The organism is Kitasatospora sp. NPDC041917 (assembly GCF_055589745.1).
This window is the reverse complement of sequence record NZ_JBVJBI010000016.1, coordinates 103,845-120,519: the sequence shown is the minus strand read 5'-3', so window position 1 is coordinate 120,519 and position 16,675 is coordinate 103,845. Positions and strand designations below refer to the sequence as shown.

Here is a 16,675-nt window from a genome sequence, read left to right as displayed (position 1 = left end):
CTGCGGGAGGGGAGGGGGGTGGAGGAACGGGGGGCACGGCCGGGCCGCCGACAGCCCATCGGCCATGCCGGGGTAAAGCGGTAGCAATGAACCGGCCAACTTCCGGGCCGGATGGGATCGGTGGAAACCCGTCCGGAACAGCGGAAACCGTTCGGGCGGGACGACGGGTGGCCGACGCGGACCCCGTCGGTCGGCGGGACTACTGGAGGCCGGACGGGGTCCGGCCGGTGAGCGCCAGCGCCCGGTCCAGCAGGCTCTGCGCCCGAGCCAGAGCCGCCGTCTCGTCGGGGGCGCGGACGTAGAGCACCAGGCCGATGCCGTCGGGGACGGCGCGGGCGCGCACGTGCTCCAGACCGTCGTCCGGGCCGGCGCACGCCCACAGCCCGACCTGGACCTCCGCGGCCGCCGCCTCCCCCGAGGAGGCGGCGGCATCGGTCGGCAGCGTCAGATGGACCGCGAACACGGCAGGTCAGACTTGCCCGACGGCGGCGTCGGCCGACGGGCCGTCCCAGCCGATCGACCGGGTGGAGGGGGTGTCCCAGCCGATCGAGAGAGCGGCGGGGCCGTCCCAGCCGATCCCCCCGCCCGGGCCCTGGGCGGCGGACGGGGCGGCGTCGGGGGCGGTCGAACCGGCGGCGAAGGCCGGCGCGACGGAGCCGGCGAGGGCGAGGGTCAGGAGGACGGCGGCAACTGGACGGACGGACACGGGAGAGTCCTGTTCTGTGCGGGAACTGCGCTGAGGGAGACCGCAGTTCTGGGTGTCCGGAAAGACGGGGAGTGCGCGCACCGGGAATCCTCCCGTTCCCCGGCCCGTCACGGGAAGCGAATCCGCGGGCAGGATCAGGACAGGCAGCATGCTGCAACACCGCACCGGGCAGCGGCCCGAATTCCGCCTTTGTGCGGGCCCCGCCGAGGGCGTCGACGGCCCGGGTGGGGCGTTGACCGGATCATGCCCTTGCGAGGGCGTTCCGGCCGAAGGAATGATCAGCCCCGGGCCGACCGGGCATACGGAACCGTCCACGGGGATCAGGGGTCGAGAAGTGCTGGAACTGCTGGGGCTGGATGCCACTGCGGAAGCCGTCTACCGGGAAATGCTCGCCGACCCCGAGGGCGGGGTCGCGGAACTCTGCGAGCGGCTCGGCCTCCCCGAGGCCGCCGTGCGCGCGGCCCTCGACCGGCTCGCCGACCTCACCCTGCTGCGCGCCTCCCGCGAACGGCCCGGCACCCTGCGGCCGGTCAGCCCGGAGCGCGGACTGGAGATCCTGCTGCGCCGTCAGGAGGAGGAACTCGCGCGCCGGCAGCAGGAGGTCGCCGCCTCCAAGGCCGCCGTCGCGCGCGCCCTGGGGGAGTACGCGAAGGTACGGGCCGACAACCCGGTGGGCGACCGCGAGCGGCTGCTCGGCCTGGACGCCATCCAGGACAAGCTGGAGGTGCTGACCTCCCGGCTGACCAGCGAGGTCCTGGCGGTGATGCCCGGCGGCGCCCAGTCCGCGGCCAGCCTGGCCGCGTCCCGGCCGCTGGACGAGGACGCCCTGCGGCGCGGGGTCAGCCTGCGCACCATCTACCAGGACAGCATCCACGACGCCCCGGAGACCCTCGACTACGTCCGCTGGATGGCCGGCCTCGGCGGCGAGGTGCGGACCGCGCCGGTGCTGCCGCCGCGGATGCTGGTCTTCGACCGGAGCACGGCCGTGGTGCCGATCGACCCGGAGAACACCCGGGCCGGCGCGCTGTGCACCAGCGAGCCGGGGATCGTCGCGTCCCTGGTCGCCCTGTTCGAACAGACCTGGGAGACCGCCGTCCCGATCGCCGACGACCGGGACGGGGTGGCCCCGCTGAGCCTGACCGCCGGGGAGCGCGAGCTGCTGCGGCTGCTGTCCACCGGGCTCACGGACGACGCGGCGGCCAAGCGGCTCGGCGTCTCGGTGCGGACCGTCCGGCGGCAGATGGCCGCCCTGATGGAGCGCCTCGACGCGGCGAGCCGCTTCGAGGCCGGGCTGAAGACCGCCCGGCGCGGCTGGTTGTAGCCGCCTCCCGGCCGGGCGGGGCCGCCGCGGACCGGTTCCGGGATTCGCCGACGGGCCGTCCGGGTACGCCGTACGCTCGGGGCGCCGGCGGTCGGCCGCCGCCCGGGGCCCGGAGGAGGACGGCGTGGACACGGCTGCGGAACGCACGTCCCCGGGCGGGCACCGGACCGACCCGGTGCTCGTCGACCGCGTCACCGAGGCGCTCCTGCTGGCCGGCCTGCCCGTCGGGTACGGCGGACACGGGCCCGGCGTCCACCTGCGCCCGGCCCGGCCGCACGACGACTCCGACGACTGCGCCGGACTGATCGCCCTGCACTGGGAGCCCGGCCTCCGGCTGGCGGCCGCCGCGGCCATGGAACAGCCCCAGCAGCCGGCGTTCGCCGCCCGACGGGTCGTCGGCAGCACCATGCGGAACGCGCTCGCCGAGTTCCTGCCGGCCTTCGGCATCGAGGTCGTGGCCGGCCGGCTCGGCGGGGAGACCAGGGTCGGCCGGGCCGACGGACCCGCTCCGGCCACCGGCCAGGACGCCGCCGCCCCGGCCCCGGCCGGCTCCCGCCCGCAGGACCTCGGCATCGGCGCGGACGTCGTCGCCGCGGTGCGCCGCACCGCCGGGCTCGCCGGCCTGCCGGTCGCCGACCACCTCCACGCGCCCGGCATCACCCTCACGCCGTGCCCGGCCGTCGAGGACGGGGACGACACCACCGGCGTCGCCGACCTCCACTGGAACCCCTCCCGCCAGCTGTCCGCCGCCGCCGACGGCGACACCCCCGCCGCGGAGCGCGCCGCCCGGGCCCGCACCGCCGTCCAGGACGCGATGCGGCACGCCTTCGGCGCCGTCCTCGGCGCCTGCGGTCTCGATCTCCAGTGGCGCCGCCCGGCCGCGCTCCCGTACCAGCTGCGCGCCTACGGGCTCGTCGACGAGCTGCCGGTACGGCGCTGACACCTGCCGGGCCCCGGAGGGTCGGCCTGCTGGTGCGGATCCCCCGGGCGGTGCAGGGGAGTCGGCGTGCGGAGACACCGACCGATCGCTGCGGCAGGATGGTTGAAGGGGTGGCGCCGCTCTACGGGACTTCGGCCTCCTCCCGTAGATCGCGTGCGGCGTGCGGGAGTTGCACCGCGGGGCGGCGCAGTGGGGTGCGGAGGCGGTGGGCCAGGGCGGCGGCGGCCACGCAGAGGGCCAGTGCGGTCCAGAGCAGCGGGGGGTTCTGCAGGCCCAGGCCGATGACGGCCGGTCCGACCGCGTAGGACACCGTCCAGGTCAGCTGGAACAGGGACATGTACGGGCCTTCGTCGCCCTTGGGGGCCATGGCGACCGCCGCCGCGGCCGCGGTGGGCTTCGAGGCCAGTTCGGCCAGGGCCAGGACCGCCGCCACCAGGACGGCGAGCGGGCCCTGGAGGGCGTGCGGGGCGGTGGAGACGGCCGCGGTCAGGGCGATGGCGACGGCCACCGCGCCGATCGACAGGCGCAGGACCCGCGAGCGGCTCCAGCCGGAGAGCCGGCGGCTGATCCGCATCTGCAGGGCGGTGGCGGTGGCGTAGCGGACGGCGACCACGACGGTCGGCCACCAGGCGGCCTGGTGGAGGCTCTCCACCAGGTAGACGGGGAAGGCGACCGTCGGGATCAGCCAGGCCGCCGACAGCAGCGTCTGGGACGCGACCAGGGACATGAAGGGCCGGTCGCGGAGCGCCGCCCGGGTGTTCGACCTGGCTGCCCTGCGCGCGGGCCGCTCGGCGGCCGGCACGGTGACCCCGAGCAGGAGGACGGCCGCGAGCAGGGAGCTCGCGCTGTTCAGGGCGAGCGCGACCCGCAGGCCGTGTCCGCCGGCGAGCGCCATCAGGGCGGTCGCCCCCAGCGTGCCGACCCCCAGCGAGGTGGTCTTGAGCACGGTGACCGCGGAGAACCACTCGGTGAGCTCCGCCGGTTTCGCGAACCGCGCCACCAGCGTGGGCCAGGCGGCCCCGTAGAGGCGGTCGGCGGCCGTCACGAGGAAGCTCACGGCGGCCACGGCGGGCAGGTTCCCGGCCGCGAGGAACAGGCCGTACCCGAGCGCGGTCAGGACGTTGCTGACGAGCAGACAGGACTTGGGCCCCGCCGCCTGGACGAGCCGTCCGCAGAGCGGCACGACGGCGAAGGACGCGATCGACCCGACCGTCACGGCGGTGCCCGCGGCGGCCGCCGGGAAGTGCTGGACGGTGACGAAGAACAGCAGCGACAGCGGCAGGAAGACGCCGGAGCCGAACGTGTCGATCGCCACCGAGAGGAACAGCCGCCGCTGCCGACGGAACCGCCCGGCCCCTGTCACGCCACCCCCACCCTCGAACCCCCGGTCACCCCTGCCCCGATCGGATCCCCCGATCGCGGTCGCGACTACCGCGTGTCGCGCAGCTTGAGAATGTACGTCGCGGTCAGCGCGACCGCACGGTCCTCGTCCCGCGTCAGCTCCGCGAGGGCGCGCGACGTCGTGCTCCCCGGGACGTCCGCGAGCGCCTGGGCCAGCCTCCGGCGGGCGTCCGGTCCGACGCCGTCGAGGGCGAGCCGGTCGACCAGCCCGGTGGCGATCCGGTCCGCCAGCGCGGGGTCGTTCGCCAGCGCGCCCAGGGTGTCGGCCGCGTCGGCGTCGTTCGCCGCCTCGACGATCATGTCGATGAGCGTCGGGACCGCGTCGGCGACGCCACGGGCGCCGAGCGCCAGCGCCGCGTACCTGCGGACCACGGCGTCGGGGCCGCCGAGGGCGTCCCGCAGCAGTGCGGTCGCGGTGCCGTCCGGCAGTTCGGCGAGGGACCGTACGGCACGTTCGCGCACCTCGGCCGCGGGCGAGCGCAGGCCCTGCGCGAGCAGGGCCGCCCCGGCGCCGCCGGCCTGTGCCAGCGCCCAGCGGAGGGCCCCGGCGACGTTCGGGTCCGACTCGCCCAGCACGGCCTCGACCAGCGCCTCCACCGGCACCGCGACGTCCTCGCCCGCGGACAGCGCGGCGCGCTGCCGCGCCCCCGGGCTCTTCGACTCCAGGGCCTGGAGCAGCGCGACGACCTGGAGCACCTCCTCCCAGCCGGCCGGTCCCGCGGCGTCGATCCGTCGCAGCCGGGTGAGCAACTCGGTCTCCGCCGCGATGCGTTCGCGTGTGCGGCGGATGAGGTCGGCGACGAGTTCGGCGGGCGCGAAACCGGGGTCGTCGAGGGCCCGCCCGACGTCGCGCAGCGACAGGCCCAGCGACCGCAGGCTCTCGATGTGGAAGATCCGCCGGATGTCCTCGTCGGCGTACCGGCGGTAGCCGGAGCCGGTACGGCCCGTCGGCCGCACCAGTCCGAGCGACTCGTAGTGTCTGAGCATGCGGGCGCTGACCCCGGAGCGCCGTGCCACGTCGCCGATCAACACTGCCTACCGTCCCTCCCGGCGGCCCTCGCCGAGGACCGCCGTGCGCTTCGCCTCCTCGATCGCGACCTCGAATCCGGCGTCCGGGTCGCGCCACAGCCGCTCCGTGGCGAGCGCGTGGGCGCGCACCCGGGGGTCGGGGTCCGCCGTCGCGGCGTCCAGTGCCGGCAGCATCGCCTCCCCGAGCGCGATCAGCGCCCGGCTGAGGCTCAACCGCGTCCCGCGTCCGCCGCGTCCGAGCTGAGCGGCCAAGACTACGGCCAACTCGCGCTCCCCACCGTCGGGCACGAGCACGACCGCGGCCCGCCAGGCACTGCGGGCCACCTCCTCGTCGGCGTCGGCCAGCAGCGCCGGCGTGATCGCCGGCCAGGCCCGCCGGTCCCCGATCTTGGAGAGGGTGTGCAGGGCCTGGCTCCGTGCCTGGGCACCGTCCGCGCGCACCTCGTCGAGCAGCAGCGGGACCGTCACCGCGGCCTCGTGCCGGGTGAGCGCCCAGGTGAGCATCTCGCGCACGGTGAACTCGGGCTCGACCGCGCACCGTTCGACCAGCCCGCCGACGAACCGCGGGTGCGGGTCGCTGCCGACGGCCATCGCCGCCCGCAGCCGGACCGACGAGTCGTCGTGCGCCAGACCCCGCAGGGCCCGCAGGGTGTTCGTGTCCTCTTCCGCCCCGACCATCAGGACCACCTCCTCGGCAGCAGTGAAAGCCTTGTCACCGTGTCAAGGTCAAACGGCCGGGAGGCGGGACGCGCCGCGGGTTCGTCCCCGATCACCCGGGCCGGGTGATCCGGCCCCGGGGCGGCTGCCGACCGGCGGGGTTATTCTGCGGCTGATGGGCGGATCGGAGAGTGCGCGGCGACGACGGCCCGGCGTGGTGGGACGACTGCTGAGGACGCTCCGGGCGGATCCCTCCCACATGCCCGAGCGGCTGGCGGCCTTCGTGGTCGACTACCTGGGCCCCCAGGCGGCCGAGACGGCCGCGGCGCTGCGCGGACCCGGGCAGGCGGGGACGGCCCGGCAGGATCCCACCGAGCAGATCATCGACCGGGGTGTGCGCCGGACCGTGGTGGAGGGTTCCTTCCTCGGGGGCCCGTTCCTGCTCCTGCTCCCGGTCGCGTTCGTCGCCGCGCTGCTCGCCCAGCTGCGCATGGTGCTGGAGCTCGCGGCCCTGGCCGGCCACGACCCCTGCGGCGACGACGCGGCGGCACAGATCCTGGTGGTGCAGGGGGTCCATCCGACGGTGGAGCAGGCGCAGGAGGCCCTGCGGAAGGCGGCGCGGGCCGGAACCGGGGGGCGGGACGAGGCCTCCTGGCCGTCCGTCGTCCGCCGCCAGGCCTATCTGATCGGCCTGTTGACCCCCGAGGACCCGGCGCGTTCGGCCGTGCGCAAGTGGCTCGGCTGGGCCGGCCTGGGCGTGCTGCTCCTCGTCGGGACCGTGGTGCCGTTCGTGTGGGTGCCCGCCTGCGGACAGATGTACTGCCGCGCCACCGGCGAGCTCGCCGACCGGGCCCTCCTCCGGTTCGGGCTGACGGCGTCCGCGGCGGCCCAGGCGAGGAGGACCTCGTCGATCCTGCGTCCGGGCATGCTCCTGGTGGCGCTGCGGACCGTGGTGGCGTGCCTGGCGACCGCGGGCGGGGTGCTGTTCGTGCTGCTCACCGGGGCCCGGGTCGCCGGCCACGCGTGGCTCGCGATGTTCCTCGTGCTGCTCGGGCTGAGTGCGGTGGCCGTCGGCTGGCGCTGGTTCCGTGCCCGGAGGCACCGGCGCACCCGGGCGGGGTAGGCGCGGGCCGGCCGCCGCGGGGGCGGCGCGAGGTCAGAGCAGGTCCAGTGCGCGCGCCCGCCGCACGGCCCGGTTGCGCCCGGTGACGGAGAGCTTCCGGTTGATGCTCTTGAGGTGCGTCTTGACGGTGTTCACCGAGAGGAACAGCCCGGCGGCGATCTCCTCCGTGGACAGCATCTGCGCCGCCAGTCTCAGGACGTCCAGTTCGCGGTCGCTCAGCGGTTCGACCAGGGCGTCGGTCGCGGCGGTGTCCCCGGACGCCCCGGCCGGGAGGCCGGGCAGGAGGTCGGCGGGCAGCCAGCCGTGGGAGTCCGCCAGCTCGGGCCGGGCGTGCAGCAGGTGCCGCAGCCACGGCCCGGCGTCCCGGAACGGCCGGCGCAGCCGCTCCGGCCGGGCGACCGCGAGGGCGCGGGCGAGCAGGCGCTGGGCCGCGGCCTCGTCGCCGAGCGCGAAGGCCGCCTGGGACCGGGCCAGCAGGACCCGTACGGTGATCGCGGGCCCGTGGCCGTCGCGCTCCGGGACCGCCTCCAGGATCCGCAGGGCGCCTCGGTTCTCCCCGGCGGCGAGGTGCGCCCGGGCGGTGGCGACGGCGTGTTCCGGACCGTCCGCGCCACTGCGCTCCAGCGCCTCCAGCGCGGCGGCCGGGTCCCCTTCGGCGAGGTGCCCGGCCGAGACGGCCACGGCCACGGCCTCCCGCACCCAGGGCGGCGGGGGGTCGGTGGCGGGACCGCCGTCCGCGAGCCCGCCGAGGAGGTCGAGGGCCGCGCGGGGGTGGCCCTCGGCCAGCAGCGTCCTCGCCCGGACGATGGCGATTCCCGCGGTGACGGCCGGGTCGTGGTCGGCCGCGGCCGACCGGGCGGCCCGGTCGATCGCCGCCCGCGCGGTCGGCAGGTCGTCGCGGTCGACGGCGAGCGCGGCCAGCACGAGCTGGCCGGCCCCCGTGCGGGATTCCGGGGACAGCCCGGAGCGTTCGGCCTCGGCCCCCGCCTTCCGCAGGTGGGCCTCCGCCGGCCCCGGCCTGCCCCGCAGCACGTCGATCAGGGCGAGTCGGGTGAGCGATTCGTGGCGCGGGCAGGCCGTGGTGGGGTCGTCGGCCGCCGCGGCGGCGGCGGACAGGGCCGCCCCGGCGGCGTCGAGGCTGCCCTTCCAGAGCAGCGCGGATCCGAGGTCGGTCAGCCGGAGCGCGGGAAGTTCCGGGTGCTCGCCCAGCAGACCCGGCGGGACGTCCTCCTCCAGCCGCGCGGCCTGGACGGCGGCGGCCCGGGCCATGTCGGCCGAGCCGAGCAGTCGGCCCGCCAGCACCCGGAGGTGGGCCGCGCTGAGCAGGGCCGTCGGAACGTCCTCGGCATCGCGTTCGGACAGCATCGTCTCGGCGCGCCGGAGGTGATCGAGTCCGCGGTCCACGTCGTGGCGGGCGAGATCGCGGGCCGCCCGGACCAGTTCCGGGGCGGGCCCCCGGGCGTCGGGCGCCATGTCGGCGAACAGGCGGTCGAGCCGGTCCGCGTCGCGGCCGGTGAACAGCCGTCCGATGGCCAGCCGGTCGACGACCTGCGTCGCGGCGAACTCCCAGTCACCGGCCGCGGCGGCGTGCACCAGCCCGTCGGTCAGGTGTCCGGCCGCGGTGAGCCAGCGGGCCGCCCTGCGGTGGAGCGCCCGGTCCAGCCCCGGGCTGCGTGCCGCCAGCTGGACGCGCAGGATCTCGGCGAACAGCGGGTGGCAGCGGTACCAGGAGCGGCCGACGGGTTCGACGAAGGTGTCGGCGCGCGCGAGGTCGGCGAGGATCCGCGCGCCGTCCGTCCGGCCGGTCAGGGCGTCGGCCAGCTCGGGGTGGATCTGGTCCAGGACGCTCGTGCGCAGCAGGAGGTCCTGGGTCTCGGCGGGCTGGGTGTCGAGGACCTCGGCGAGCAGGAAGTCCGCGACCGTGCTGCGGCAGGCCTCGAACTCCTTCAGGTACGCCTCGGGGTCGGCGGCGCCCTGGGCGGCCAGGGCGGACAGTCGCAGACCGGCGGCCCAGCCGCCGGTCCGCTCGGTCAGCGTCCGGACGGTCCCGGCGGAGAGGGCGAGGCCGTGCCGCCGCATCAGCGCGGCGGTCTCCCGCGGGCGGAAGGCCAGGTCGGCGGCCCGGATCTCGGTGGCGCAACCGGAGGCGCGGTAGCGGTGGAGCGGCAGGCGCGGCTCCGTGCGGCCGATCAGGACCAGCCGCAGCCCCTGGCCCGCGTGGCCGAGCAGGAAGTGGAGTCCGGACGCCACCTCGGCGGACGACACGTGGTCGAACTCGTCGAGGACGAGGACCACGGGAGCCTCGCGGCGGCTCAGGTGGGCGGCCAGCCGGGCCAGCAGCGTGTGATCGACCTCGTCGGCCCGGGCGGGGGTGCCGATGTCGTCCGGCAGGGTGACGCCGTGGTGCCGGAGGGCCTCCAGCAGGTAGGCCCAGAAGACCCCCGGCGCGTTGTCCTCCCGTTCCACGGTGAGCCAGACCGCGGAACCGCTCAGCCGCGTCCTGGCCAGCCAGTCGGCGACGAGCAGGGTCTTCCCGGCCCCCGCCGGGGCGTTCACCAGCAGGAGGGACGTCCGGAGACCGTCGCCGAGGCGCTCGGCCAGCCGCGGCCGGTGCACGAAGGTCCCCGGAATCGGGGGGACGGCGAAGCGGGCCGCGAGCACGGGATTGCCGCCGGGTATCCGGGTCGGCCGGGTGGAGCGGTGCCGAGGCGCGTCCGCCGGACGGGCGGGGGAGTCGACGGCTGGGCTGAGGGGCATGGTGCTCACCTCAGGGTGGGGTACGGCGCATGGTGAGCGCGGATCGCTGACAGATCCCATCCTGGCCGACGCCGTCCGACCTGGCAAAGGGGCCTCCCGGCCCACCGGTGGGGGCGGTCCGCCCCTGCGGTGCCCTTCCGGCGGCCCTCAGTCCTCGTCCGCCGGGACCGGCTCCGGAGTCGAAAGGAGCCGGGCCAGTCGTCCCTGGCTCGCCACCACGTACCCGATGCCGATGCCGAGCGTGATGGCCGTGAACACCACGATGAGCCAGCTGAGCAGGGTGAAGACCAGGCCGAGCGGGCCGAACTGGGTCACGCTGCGGTTCAGCGAGCGGGGGACGTAGAGCCGCGACACCCAGGCGAGCGTGGTCAGCGCGGCCCCGGTCAGCACCGCCCCCGGCAGCAGCGGGAGCCAGGGGATCCGGCCGCCGAGCAGCAGGTGCTGGGTCCACCACCACAGCAGCGTGGCGGTGACCAGGTAGAACAGGACCCCGAGGCCCGTGCCCGCCCCGAACCCGGACCGCACCTGGCCCTGGAGGATCAGGGCGGTCAGCCAGACCAGGAGCCAGGCGAGCCACCGCCAGGCCGCCAGGCGCCCCGCCAGGTGGGGCAGGTACCAGCTCCGCTCGCACAGGCGTTGCAGGATGCGGCTGCAGCTCGTGGCCGAGAGCAGGGTCACCATGATCCCGATGCCGCCGAAGGCGTCGGTGGTGGACTCCTGGCCGCTGGGGTGGAGCGCCCCCTTGATCTCGTCGAGCGATTGGCCCTGGAGCCCCAGGACGGTGCGCAGCGACTCGGAGACGCTGTTGCGCACGTCCTGGGGCATGAAGGCGGCCAGCACGAACAGCACCGGGATGGCGGTCAGGAAGGTCTGGGCCGCGAGGCGGGTGGCCGTGTCCAGGACGTGGACGTGGAGCAGCTGGGCCGCGAGCCGGCGCAGGAACGGGACGTCGCGCAGGGTGGCCGTCCGCCCCCTCAACCAGGCGGTCCTGGCGCGGATCCATGCGGCGCGGCCGGGCTCACCACGCTGTGCCGCCACCCCGGGCTCCCTCCGGTCGATGCCTGCCCCCGGTCCGTCGCGGCCCGTCGTCGGCCGAGCGCCGAGGATTCCCAGACTGGGCGACGGGACGGTGTGCGGCACCCCGGGCGGTCCGCCGTTCGGCGCAACCCGCGGGCACCGGCGCCCTCCTGCCCCGCCGGTCCCCGCCGATCCGGTGGGACCGGGCCGCGCGTCGGCGCGCCGCGGGGGGACCACCGGCCGCGGCGGCCGTCCTCGACGGGCGACCCGGTCACGAGGGGGCGAGGGTACGAGGCAGGCGCGTACGGACCGCGTGGGCCGGTGAGCGGGAGGAGTCACGGTGAAACGCTGGAGAGCGCTGATCGTCCTGGGCATGGCGCAGTTCCTGATGGTGCTCGACGCCTCGGTGATGAACGTGTCCATCAGCCAGCTGGTCGAGGACTTCGACACCGAGGTCACGGCGATCCAGGCGGTGATCACGCTCTACACGCTGGTGATGGCGGCGTTCATGATCACCGGCGGCAAGCTCGGCGACATGTTCGGGCGCCGACGGATGTTCATGGTGGGGCTGGTGGTCTACGCCGTGGGATCGGCGATCACGGCGGTGGCGCCCACCCTGGGGCTGCTGGCGCTCGGCTGGTCGGTGATCGAGGGGCTGGGTGCGGCGCTGGTCCTTCCGGCACTCGCCGCGCTGGTGGCCGGCGCCTACCGGGGACGGGACCGCGCGACCGCCTACGGTGTCATCGGCGGCCTGTCCGGGGCGGGCATCGCCGTGGGGCCGCTGCTCGGCGGATGGCTGACCACCTACCTGACGTGGCGGCTGGTCTTCGCCGGCGAGGTCGTCCTGGTGGTGGTCATCCTCTTCCTACTGCGCTGGATCGAGCGGCAACCGGTACCGGAGCACCACGAGCGGATCGACCTGGTCGGTGTGCTGCTGTCGGTGTCCGGGCTGGGGCTGGTGGTGCTGGCCGTGCTGCAGAGCAGCACCTGGGGCTGGCTCCAGCCGCGCAATCCGCCGTTCACCGTCCTCGGATTCTCGCCGACGCTCTTCGCCGTCGCGCTCGGCGGGGTGCTGCTGGTGCTGTTCCGGTCGTGGGAGCTGCGCCGGGAGCATCCGCTGGTCAGGTTCGCGCTGTTCCGCATCCCACCGCTGAGGTCCGGCCTGCTGATGCTCTTCTGCCAGAACCTGATCCTCCTCGGGTTGTTCTTCGTCATCCCGCTCTACCTCCAGGTCGTCCAGGGCGAGAACGCCTTCGAGACCGGTCTGCGGTTGCTGCCGGTGTCGATCACGATGCTCGCCGCCTCCATGTCCGGCTCGCTGCTCACCCGCTTCGCCTCGCCGAGGACGGTGGTGCGGATCGGGCTGCTGGTGCTGTTCGCCTCGTCGCTGTGGCTGGTGGGCACCGTCCAACCGGAGCTCGACGACCTGTCGTTCGCGCTGGCGATGGCCGCCCTGGGGATCGGCATGGGGCTGCTCGCCTCGCAGTTGGGCAACGTGGTGCAGTCGAGCGTCGGGGAGGAGGACCGCAGCGAGGTCGGCGGGCTGCAGTACACCGCGCAGAACCTCGGGTCGTCGCTGGGCACCGCGCTGATCGGCGCCATCCTGATCGGCGCCCTGACGGTGGCGTTCGGCAACGCCGTGGCCGGGCACCCGGAGATCTCCGACGCCGTGAAGCAGCAGGCGGGCATCCGGATCGAGGCGGGCGTCACCTTCGTGCCCGCGGACCAGCTCGCCACCGCGCTCGCGCAGAGCACCGTCCCGCCGCAGGAGGCGGCCGCCGTCGTCGACTCCTACAGTGCGGCCCAGCTCGACGGCCTCAAGGTGTCGCTGCTGGCCGCCGCCGCGATCACGCTCGCCGCCTTCGCCTTCACCGGTCACCTGCCCGCGCGGCGGGTGCCGCGCGGGAGCGGGCCGGAGCGCGGGGGGACGGGCGGCGGCGGGGCGACGGCCGGGGCGTAGGGCCGCACCGGTCCCCGCTCGGGGGCTCGCCGGGGCCGCCTCACACCCCGGACCGGGCGGTGATCCGGCCGCTGTCGATCGCGGCGGTGAGCGCGGCGTGGTCGGCGCCGGTCAGGTCGGCGTAGGTGAGGGCGAAGTCGGCGATCGCGCGGTCGAAGACGTCGCCGGAACCGAGGTACGCCGCGATGGCGACGCGGTCCCCGGTGCGCGCGTGTCCGCGGGCGAGGGTGCGGCCGCACAGCTCGGCGTACCCGTCCAGCAGGCCCTTGGGCATGCCGTCGATGACGGCGGAGCCCTTCATGTCGCGCAGCTGGCGCCAGTAGAAGTCGCGGCCGGCCGGGCCGGTGGCCCAGCCGAGGAAGATGTCGCTGACGGCCTGGAGGCGGCGCTGTCCGGCGACCACCCGGCGGCCCTGGTGCCGGTGGACGCTGGGCGCGAGGTGCGGTTCCAGCACGGACCGTTCGGCCTCCTTCACCTGGAGGAAGAGCGGCTCGCCGGTGGCGCGCGCGCGGAACAGGCCGATGTGGCAGCGGGTGCCCACGCTGCCCACGCCGACCACCTTGCGGGCCGCGTCGATCAGTTCGAAGCGGTCGAGCAGCGCCGCCCGCTCCTCCGGCAGGGTGTCCCGGTAGTCCAGGAGGATCTGCCGCAGGTGGGGCAGGTCGGCGGGGTCCATCGGTTCCAGCAGCGGCGGGTCGGCGACGATCCGGGGCTCGCCGTCCGGGCCGGGCTCGGTGAGTTTGGCCAGGGCCTGCAGGCTGGTGCGCGCGCGTGCCTTGGCGATCGTGGTCCGGACGCGCTTGCGGTACTTCGACTGCTGGACCAGCGGCAGCAGTTCGGCGGTGTCCACCCGTTCGTACCAGACGTCGAGTTCACCGAGGCCGGCGAGCCGTCGCATGGCGAGCCGGTACGCCCGGGCGGACGACTGCGCCACGGCCCGGGCAGAGGCGTCGGATTCGCCGTTCTCGCGTGCGGCCACGGCGATGCTGGCGGCCAGGCGTTCGACGTCCCACTCGAAGGGGCCGGGCAGGGTCTCGTCGAAGTCGTTGAGGTCGAAGAGCAGGGCGCGCTCCGGCGAGGCGAAGAGCCCGAAGTTGCACAGGTGGGCGTCCCCGCAGAGCTGGACGGTGAGGCCGGTGTTCGGGGCGGTGGCGAGGTCCGCGGCCATGATGGCGGGCGCACCGCGCAGGAAGGCGAACCGGGAGGCCGCCATCCGGCCGTAGCGGATCGGCACGAGCTCCGGGACGCGGGTGGCGGCCTGGGCCTCCAGGACGTCGACGGGGTCCGCGCGGTCCGGCCCGGGGGTCCAGGTCCCGTGGGCCGAGCGCGGCACGTTCCGGCGGGCCCGCCGCCCCGCCGAGACCGAGTCGGGGGCCGACCGCTCCACCCGCTCACCGTCGTCGGCTCCCGGGGGCCGGCCGGGCGCCCCGGTCGGTGCCGACGTCATGCCGACACCTGCCGGTGCGTGGTCCGGGTGGCCTGTCTGATGGTCTCGACGACGTGCGCGACGGCGTGGGCCATCGTGCCGGTCAGGAGGAACAGGAGGGTGATGAGGATCCAGCCGTCCTTCTCCTCGATGCCGAGGTCGGCCGGGTGCACGGGGCGGACCGGCGTGGGCGCGCGCTGCGGCGCGGGGCGCAGGAGTTCCCTGGCGATCGCGAGGATGCCGGACAGCGCGTGGCCGATCGCGCCGGCCATGAGCATCGAGGCGCCGACCACGATCCATCCGACACGTCCGACCTCGTCGGGTGAGGTCGTGGTGGTGGGACGTGACGCCTGGTGGTGGGTACCGAGCACGGGGCTCGCCTCCTTGCGGGGGAGGGAAACATCCTTCCCCTCACGCTAGGGGCGGTGGCCGGAGCCCGGGTCACCCGGCGTGGGTGAGCGCGGCCGTGCCGGAACCCGCGGTGCGGGTGATGATGGCCGCGACGGACCCCATCGGCCGTCTCCGCGGCGATGACGGGAGCAGGCGTCGTGACAACGTCCCGCGGTGGTACCCCCGCCCCGCGCGACCCGGCCCCGCGCGACCCGGCCCGGGGCGGAATCCGGAAGCGGACCGACTACGCCGGAGCGGTGTACGGCTCGATGCTCGCCGCCTCCGTGATCGCGGCCTCCAGCCTCACCGAACCGCACCCCCGGCTGTCGCTCATCCTGCTGCTGGTGATCACCGGGATCGTGTTCTGGATCGCGCACGTCTACGCGCTGGTGGCGGGGGAGCGCGAGGCCGGCCACCAGGTCACCTGGAGCCAGGTGCGCGAGGTCGGCCGGCACGAGTGGCCGCTGGTCGAGGCGTCGGCGCTGCCCGCCCTGGCGGTGCTGGTCAGCCCGTGGCTGGGGGCGGGGGAGAACGCCTGGCTCGCCCTCGGTGTCGCCGTGGCGCAGCAGGTGGCCTGGGCGACGCTGGGCGCCCGCCGGGCGGGCGCCTCGTCGGGCCAGATCCTCGCCGAGGGGGTGGTCAACCTGCTCCTGGGCCTGGTCATCGTGGCGGCCAAGGTCGCCGTCGGGCACTGAATCACCCGCGGCGGGTGAGGCCGCCGCCGTGCCGACGGTGCTCAGTACCGTGCCGGCGGTGTCAGCCGGCCAGGAGCCGCTGCTTCTGCGTGGCGAACTCCTCCTCGGTGAGGACTCCCTGGTCCTTCAGCTGCGCCAACTGCTGCAGCTGGGAGATCTTCGCGTCCACCCCCGTCGGGGCGGGTGCGGCGGGTGCGGCGGGAGCGGGCGGCGGGGGCGGCGGTGCTGGTTCGGCCGCCACCTCCTGTTGCGCCCAACGGCCCGCCTGGCGACGGGACACCCGGTTGGACACGGCGGTCGCCGTTCCGGCGACGACGGCGGTGCGCGCGACACCGCGCAGCAGTCCAGGCATGACGCGTACTCCTCTCGGTGGCTTCAGGTCTCGGCGACTTCGCGTCCCGGTGGCTTCAGGTGCCGGGGCTTCACGCGGTGGCGGACGGCCCGGAGGCGGAGCCGCCCGGCGCGTCCGTCGGTTCGTTCCCGCCGGCACCGTCCAGCTCGTCCAGGGAGCGCAGCAGCTCGGGCATCGGCACCCGGCCACTGGCGACCAGCCGGGCACCGCCCCGGCGCAGGGCCGTGGCGAACGGGGCGGCCCAGGTGTTCTCGTAGATGAGCACACCGGCCGAGTTGCCGGGCTCGATGACCCCGGCGGCCTCGCTCAGGTCGCCGGCGTCGAGCAGGCCCGACCCGGCGCCCTCGAAGACGGCCAGGTCCAGTCGGCCGTCGCCGTCGAAATCGGCGATCTCCATGCCCGTGACGGTGCCGTCGGCGTCCTTGCGCACGAACGCGAAGTCCAGGATGCGGATCACATTCCGGTCCACCAGGTCGACCAGCAGCGGGAGTGCTTCCCCGGTCATCCGGTTGCCGGGGAACTCGACCACCACGTAGTCGATGGGCCCGGTCTCGGCGAGGACGTCCTCGGCCATGGCGGTGCTCCTTTCGGGGGAGTCCCTCGCCCGTCCCGGCGGGCCGGGCGCTGATACCGACCGTACGGGCCGCCGACGCGCCGGCGGATCACCTGCCCGGGGTGAGGCGGCGGCCCGGTGCCGGGCACGTCCCGGACCGGGCGGAGGGCGGGCGGCCGGGTCGCGCCCCTCGTCCGGGTGGCCCAGCCCGGGGTGCCGGGCGGGGGCCCCTGCGGCGTGAATGGTGTCCAGCGGCGCCGTGGCCGCGCAGCGAATGCCGGGAGGGCCGTTGAACGGGCCGAGTGAACCCCAGCCGTCCGAGCCCCCGACGGGCGGGCCGGTGAACGG

The 16,675-nt window shown here is 75.5% G+C and carries 16 protein-coding genes; 5 read left to right on the top strand and 11 right to left on the bottom strand.

The window, feature by feature from the left end; genetic code table 11:
- Positions 1 to 199: 199 nt before the first annotated feature.
- Positions 200 to 463, bottom strand: a complete 264-nt coding sequence (locus ACZ6EM_RS21055) for a hypothetical protein (protein WP_465772978.1) — start codon at positions 461 to 463, stop codon at positions 200 to 202.
- A 6-nt stretch (positions 464 to 469) separates the two neighbouring features.
- Positions 470 to 706 carry a hypothetical protein gene (locus ACZ6EM_RS21050; protein ID WP_359898286.1) on the bottom strand — a complete coding sequence of 79 codons (237 nt, stop codon included), beginning with the start codon at positions 704 to 706 and terminating at the stop codon, positions 470 to 472.
- 334 nt (positions 707 to 1,040) lie between these two features.
- Here ACZ6EM_RS21050 and ACZ6EM_RS21045 point away from each other — a divergent pair, with 334 nt between their 5' ends.
- Both ACZ6EM_RS21045 and ACZ6EM_RS21040 read left to right on the top strand, forming a co-directional pair.
- Positions 1,041 to 2,027 carry a LuxR C-terminal-related transcriptional regulator gene (locus ACZ6EM_RS21045; protein ID WP_401054151.1) on the top strand — a complete coding sequence of 329 codons (987 nt, stop codon included), beginning with the start codon at positions 1,041 to 1,043 and terminating at the stop codon, positions 2,025 to 2,027.
- A gap of 124 nt (positions 2,028 to 2,151) precedes the next feature.
- Entirely contained in the window at positions 2,152 to 2,967 is an 816-nt protein-coding gene (locus ACZ6EM_RS21040) for a hypothetical protein (protein WP_465772977.1), read from the top strand.
- 121 nt (positions 2,968 to 3,088) lie between these two features.
- Here ACZ6EM_RS21040 and ACZ6EM_RS21035 read toward each other — a convergent pair whose 3' ends face one another.
- The 3 genes from ACZ6EM_RS21035 to ACZ6EM_RS21025 all read right to left on the bottom strand — a co-directional run bounded on the left by ACZ6EM_RS21035 (position 3,089) and on the right by ACZ6EM_RS21025 (position 6,075).
- Positions 3,089 to 4,330 (bottom strand): MFS transporter, encoded by a 1,242-nt coding sequence (locus ACZ6EM_RS21035; protein ID WP_465772976.1) that lies wholly within the window; start codon positions 4,328 to 4,330, stop codon positions 3,089 to 3,091.
- Between the two features lie 65 nt (positions 4,331 to 4,395).
- Complete coding sequence (locus ACZ6EM_RS21030; protein WP_401051699.1) at positions 4,396 to 5,400, bottom strand: HEAT repeat domain-containing protein; 1,005 nt, start codon at positions 5,398 to 5,400, stop codon at positions 4,396 to 4,398.
- 3 nt (positions 5,401 to 5,403) lie between these two features.
- Positions 5,404 to 6,075 (bottom strand): HEAT repeat domain-containing protein, encoded by a 672-nt coding sequence (locus tag ACZ6EM_RS21025; RefSeq protein ID WP_452178849.1) that lies wholly within the window; start codon positions 6,073 to 6,075, stop codon positions 5,404 to 5,406.
- Between the two features lie 238 nt (positions 6,076 to 6,313).
- Here ACZ6EM_RS21025 and ACZ6EM_RS21020 point away from each other — a divergent pair, with 238 nt between their 5' ends.
- A complete protein-coding gene (locus ACZ6EM_RS21020) occupies positions 6,314 to 7,177 on the top strand; it encodes a hypothetical protein (protein WP_401051694.1) in 864 nt (287 codons plus the stop codon).
- A gap of 33 nt (positions 7,178 to 7,210) precedes the next feature.
- Here ACZ6EM_RS21020 and ACZ6EM_RS21015 read toward each other — a convergent pair whose 3' ends face one another.
- Positions 7,211 to 9,934 carry a winged helix-turn-helix domain-containing protein gene (locus ACZ6EM_RS21015; protein WP_465772975.1) on the bottom strand — a complete coding sequence of 908 codons (2,724 nt, stop codon included), beginning with the start codon at positions 9,932 to 9,934 and terminating at the stop codon, positions 7,211 to 7,213.
- A gap of 147 nt (positions 9,935 to 10,081) precedes the next feature.
- Complete coding sequence (locus tag ACZ6EM_RS21010; protein ID WP_465772974.1) at positions 10,082 to 10,912, bottom strand: YhjD/YihY/BrkB family envelope integrity protein; 831 nt, start codon at positions 10,910 to 10,912, stop codon at positions 10,082 to 10,084.
- A gap of 379 nt (positions 10,913 to 11,291) precedes the next feature.
- Here ACZ6EM_RS21010 and ACZ6EM_RS21005 point away from each other — a divergent pair, with 379 nt between their 5' ends.
- Complete coding sequence (locus tag ACZ6EM_RS21005; protein WP_401055189.1) at positions 11,292 to 12,911, top strand: MFS transporter; 1,620 nt, start codon at positions 11,292 to 11,294, stop codon at positions 12,909 to 12,911.
- A 40-nt stretch (positions 12,912 to 12,951) separates the two neighbouring features.
- On the opposite strand, the gene ACZ6EM_RS21000 is transcribed toward ACZ6EM_RS21005, so the two are convergent.
- On the bottom strand, positions 12,952 to 14,358 hold the full coding sequence (locus ACZ6EM_RS21000; RefSeq protein ID WP_401055868.1) for a DUF2252 domain-containing protein: 1,407 nt from the start codon (positions 14,356 to 14,358) through the stop codon (positions 12,952 to 12,954).
- Complete coding sequence (locus tag ACZ6EM_RS20995) at positions 14,355 to 14,708, bottom strand: hypothetical protein (protein WP_465772973.1); 354 nt, start codon at positions 14,706 to 14,708, stop codon at positions 14,355 to 14,357. Before ACZ6EM_RS20995 ends, ACZ6EM_RS21000 begins: the two co-directional genes overlap by 4 nt.
- Before the next feature lie 177 nt (positions 14,709 to 14,885).
- On the opposite strand from ACZ6EM_RS20995, the gene ACZ6EM_RS20990 reads away from it, so the two are divergent.
- Positions 14,886 to 15,422, top strand: a complete 537-nt coding sequence (locus ACZ6EM_RS20990; protein WP_452178854.1) for a hypothetical protein — start codon at positions 14,886 to 14,888, stop codon at positions 15,420 to 15,422.
- Positions 15,423 to 15,483: 61 nt separating this feature from the next.
- On the opposite strand, the gene ACZ6EM_RS20985 is transcribed toward ACZ6EM_RS20990, so the two are convergent.
- Both ACZ6EM_RS20985 and ACZ6EM_RS20980 read right to left on the bottom strand, forming a co-directional pair.
- The gene (locus ACZ6EM_RS20985; RefSeq protein WP_401056026.1) at positions 15,484 to 15,774 is read right to left on the bottom strand and encodes an SHOCT domain-containing protein; all 291 of its coding nucleotides are present in this window, start codon (positions 15,772 to 15,774) and stop codon (positions 15,484 to 15,486) included.
- Between the two features lie 70 nt (positions 15,775 to 15,844).
- The gene (locus tag ACZ6EM_RS20980; protein ID WP_401056028.1) at positions 15,845 to 16,348 is read right to left on the bottom strand and encodes a DUF6325 family protein; all 504 of its coding nucleotides are present in this window, start codon (positions 16,346 to 16,348) and stop codon (positions 15,845 to 15,847) included.
- Positions 16,349 to 16,675: the final 327 nt, after the last annotated feature.

Excerpts from the sequence above, each read along its gene's own strand:
- ACZ6EM_RS20985 (WP_401056026.1), bottom strand. The coding sequence starts at position 15,774 with ATGCCTGGACTGCTGCGCGGTGTCGCGCGCACCGCCGTCGTCGCCGGA.
- ACZ6EM_RS21015 (WP_465772975.1), bottom strand. The coding sequence starts at position 9,934 with ATGCCCCTCAGCCCAGCCGTCGACTCCCCCGCCCGTCCGGCGGACGCG.
- ACZ6EM_RS21025 (WP_452178849.1), bottom strand. The coding sequence starts at position 6,075 with ATGGTCGGGGCGGAAGAGGACACGAACACCCTGCGGGCCCTGCGGGGT.
- ACZ6EM_RS20980 (WP_401056028.1), bottom strand. The coding sequence starts at position 16,348 with ATGGCCGAGGACGTCCTCGCCGAGACCGGGCCCATCGACTACGTGGTG.
- ACZ6EM_RS21020 (WP_401051694.1), top strand. The coding sequence starts at position 6,314 with ATGCCCGAGCGGCTGGCGGCCTTCGTGGTCGACTACCTGGGCCCCCAG.
- ACZ6EM_RS21000 (WP_401055868.1), bottom strand. The coding sequence starts at position 14,358 with ATGACGTCGGCACCGACCGGGGCGCCCGGCCGGCCCCCGGGAGCCGAC.